Origin of the sequence: Actinoplanes sp. TFC3, assembly GCF_001553785.1 — a bacterium.
GTDB lineage: Bacteria > Actinomycetota > Actinomycetes > Mycobacteriales > Micromonosporaceae > Actinoplanes.
The window spans coordinates 218608-221888 of record NZ_LOJP01000001.1 but is presented as its reverse complement, the minus strand read 5'-3'; the positions used below and the strand labels follow the sequence as shown (position 1 = coordinate 221888).

3 protein-coding genes are annotated in these 3281 nt (G+C 69.6%); all 3 read right to left on the bottom strand.

What is annotated here, in order from left to right; translation table 11 throughout:
• On the bottom strand, positions 1 to 1793 hold a 1793-nt coding region (locus tag TFC3_RS00990), incomplete at its 3' end, for an SWIM zinc finger family protein (RefSeq protein WP_067505675.1).
• A complete protein-coding gene (locus tag TFC3_RS00985; RefSeq protein ID WP_067494291.1) occupies positions 1790 to 2899 on the bottom strand; it encodes a VWA domain-containing protein in 1110 nt (369 codons plus the stop codon). The genes TFC3_RS00990 and TFC3_RS00985, both read right to left, overlap by 4 nt.
• On the bottom strand, positions 2896 to 3281 hold a 386-nt coding region (locus tag TFC3_RS00980), incomplete at its 5' end, for a DUF5682 family protein (RefSeq protein WP_236717918.1). The genes TFC3_RS00985 and TFC3_RS00980, both read right to left, overlap by 4 nt.

The window sequence follows — 3281 nt, the reverse complement described above, 5'->3', positions numbered from 1 at the left end:
GCCCCCAGCCGTCCAGCCGCCCCGCGCAACCGTCCTCCCATCGTGGACGGCAAATGCTGCAGTCCCCGATGCGCAACCTCCGCCAGCAGCGACAACGCGTCATGCAACGCCTGCCCGATCGGATCCTGCACCGCCGCAGCCCCGGGGGCCATCACCCCTCGGGCCGCCGGCGCCAAATCGGGAACCACCACCCTGCCGTCCAGCGCGAACCCGATCGGGTCGATGACCACGCCTCCCCCGCTGCGCCGCACGCTGCCCGACACGTACCGCACAGAGCCTTCGAGCGCGGCGGCCATCGCGTCCAGACGCCCCGGTACGCAGGAGACATGCGTCGCCGAGATGACGGCCGTCGTCCCGCTGGCGTCGGCGATCATCGCGTCGAGGCGCTGGCCGCCCGGCGCATAGCTGATCGAGCGGACCTCGGCGACAGGGATGACCCTGACGAGTTCCGCTTCGACCCGGGCGCGAATCGGACGTGGGGGCAACGCGTCCAGCTCAGCGGCGAGGGCGGTGAGGTCAGCCGCGATCAGGGTGCGCGGCAAGTCCTGCCAGGAACCGCGGGTGGCCATGGCCTCGGTGCGACTGAGCCGGCGGGTGCCCAACCGGACCGTACGACTGGCGCTGCGGGCCGCCGACTCGGTGACCACTGCGCCGCCCGCGAGCGCTCCCACGGTCACCCCGGCGACCCGGCGCGCCGCCAGTTGCGGGCCGGTGTCCGGTGTTTCGTACTCGCGGCGCAGCACCAGAACCGTCGCGCTGTCGGCGTGCGCGAGGAACAGGTCGACCACCTTCTCGTCGCCGACCGCGGAGACTCTGGCTCCCAGCCCGTCGAGTCGCGCCCTGCGCAGCGGCGTTTCGGAGGCCTCATCGGTGCCGAGCACCCGGGATCGCAACGACGGTCCACCCCCGGTGACGGCTCGGTGCCGGGCCACCAGTTCGGCGATGTGGTCGGCGAGCGCTTCCGGGCGGTACCGGGCGCTGCGGTGTCCGTACGCGTGAAGCTGCGCAACCAGATCCTCGACCGCAAGCAGGGGCCAGCGCATCCGGGCACTTTCCAGATCGCGCCGCACCACCGCAACGTCCGCAGCCAGCCCCGCCCCCAGGTGCACAGCCCCCTCACGCAGCACCAACCCAGCCAACGCCACCGCACTGTCAAGTCCCGGCCCACCCGTGGGCGCCGCGCTCCCACCGACTTGAACCTGCACGTCCGCTTCGTCGGGCGCCCGCCGATCGGCGACACGGAAGGCCCACACCGCCAGCGCGATCACATCGTCACGCACACCCGCCACGGCGTCAGTCCGAGCAAAGGCCAGGTCATCCGGTACGAGAAAGCGCACAGTCGCCGTCGGCAGTTCCACACTGGGCACCGGGTCCCCGGCCCCCGGTCGATGCACCCGCGCGACGTACCCCGAAGCCTCCACCCGCCGCGCCGCAGCAACCGCCCGCTCCCCGATCCGCGCGGTCACCTGGTCGTCGGTGAACGTCCCCGGCGACCACACTTCCGGCTCGTCCTCGACCACCGCCGCCGCACCGAAGCTCTGATAGGCCAGCACAACGGCCACCATGTGCCGGCACACCCCGGCCGCCCCGCAACTACAGGTGCCCAGCTCCAGGCCACCCACCGGCAGCGCGGTCGTCACACCGTCCGGGTGCACCGCGCGTACCGTGCCATTGTCGTCCTCGGTCAGCTCCGGCATGGCGCGTTCGAGCTCCCGGGCCGCCCGCTTGACCAGACCCCGATTGGTCAGCTCGGCGAGCGTGGCCGCGGTCAGCGCGCACAGGTCGGCTCTCATCGGCCCACCTGCTCGGCCACGAAAGCCGCCAGCTCACCCGGTGTCATCGCGCCCACCGAAGCGCCTACGTCTGCGAGGCGTTGCGCGGTGTCACGATCGAAGACCGGGTTGGCCTGCTGGTCCAGGGCGGCGAGCCCGAGCACCTTGGTGCCCTGCTCGACCAACTCACGCACTGTGCGGATGAGCAGCGACACCGAACCGCCCTCGTAGAAGTCGCTGATCAATGCCACGATCGCACGCCGCGGCTGCTCGATGAGCGTGGCCGCGTACCGCACGGCACTCGCAATGTCGGTGCCCCCACCCAGCTGAACCTTCATGAGCAGTTCGACCGGATCGTCAACCTCGCTGGTCAGATCCACCACGCTGGTGTCGAACGCCACGAGATACGTGCGCACCCCCGGCAGCCCCCACAGGCAAGCCGCAGTCACCGCGGAGTGAATCACCGAGTCGACCATGGACCCCGACTGATCGACCAGCAGGATTACTTGCCACTGCTCAACATGCTTACGGGTACGAGAAAAGAAATGCGGCGTCTCCACATAAAGTCGCCGCTCGCCGGGTTGGTAGTGACCCAGGTTCGCCCGAAGCGTCTTGGTCATGTCGAAGTCCCGAGCCTGCTTCCACCGGCTGGGCCGCCGCGCCCGCGTACCGGTAAACGCCGCCCGCACCTCAGTGGCCATCTTCGCCATCAGGTCACGCACCACCGCTTCGACAATGCGCCGGGCCAGCCGCAGGACCTCGGGGTTCATCAGGTGCTTGGTCTGCAGCACGGCTCGCAGCAGCGCCGGGTTTGGTGCGATGGTCTGCAGAACCGCAGCGTCGGTGACGATGTCGGTGATCTCGTAACGCTCGACGGCATCACGCTGCAACCGCTCAATGGTCTCGCGCGGGAACAGCCGGTTGATGTCGTTCAACCAGTCGACAGTGGTCAGGTTGGCGGCCTCGTTGCCGCCGCGCCGCACGTCGCGCTGGTCGTTGTCGCCATCGCGGCCGTACAGCCAGTCCAACGCAGCATCCCGGGCCAGCCCGTCAGCACCGAGCGCCCCCACAGCCGCCGCGGGCTCGCCCAGCACCAGTCGCCAGCGTTCCAGATCAGGATCGGTCATGAGAGCAGCCCCTCTCGGCGCAAAAGCTCGTTAACGCGCTCGTCGAGATGCATCCCGGCCGCCACCACACCCGGGTCGACGCCGCCACGCAAGAGGGAACGTCCGCTGCCGGTCAGCCCCCGGCGGGTCAGCAGCCGCTCCGCAATGGTCTCGCGCTCCCGCGGCGGAAAGAACTCGAACGCCTGCCGCAACGCAGGCAGCGCAATCAAGAAATCTTCGGCCGACATGCCGGACAACAACTCATCCAGCAGCCCAATAACCTCCTCGGTCTGCAGCACCTCCTCCCGCGCAACCGCAAACAACCCAGCCAGCCAATCCCCAGCCGACGAACCACCAAAAGCCCCCCGCACAGCCCGCAACGGATCCAAGCCCCCCGCAGCGC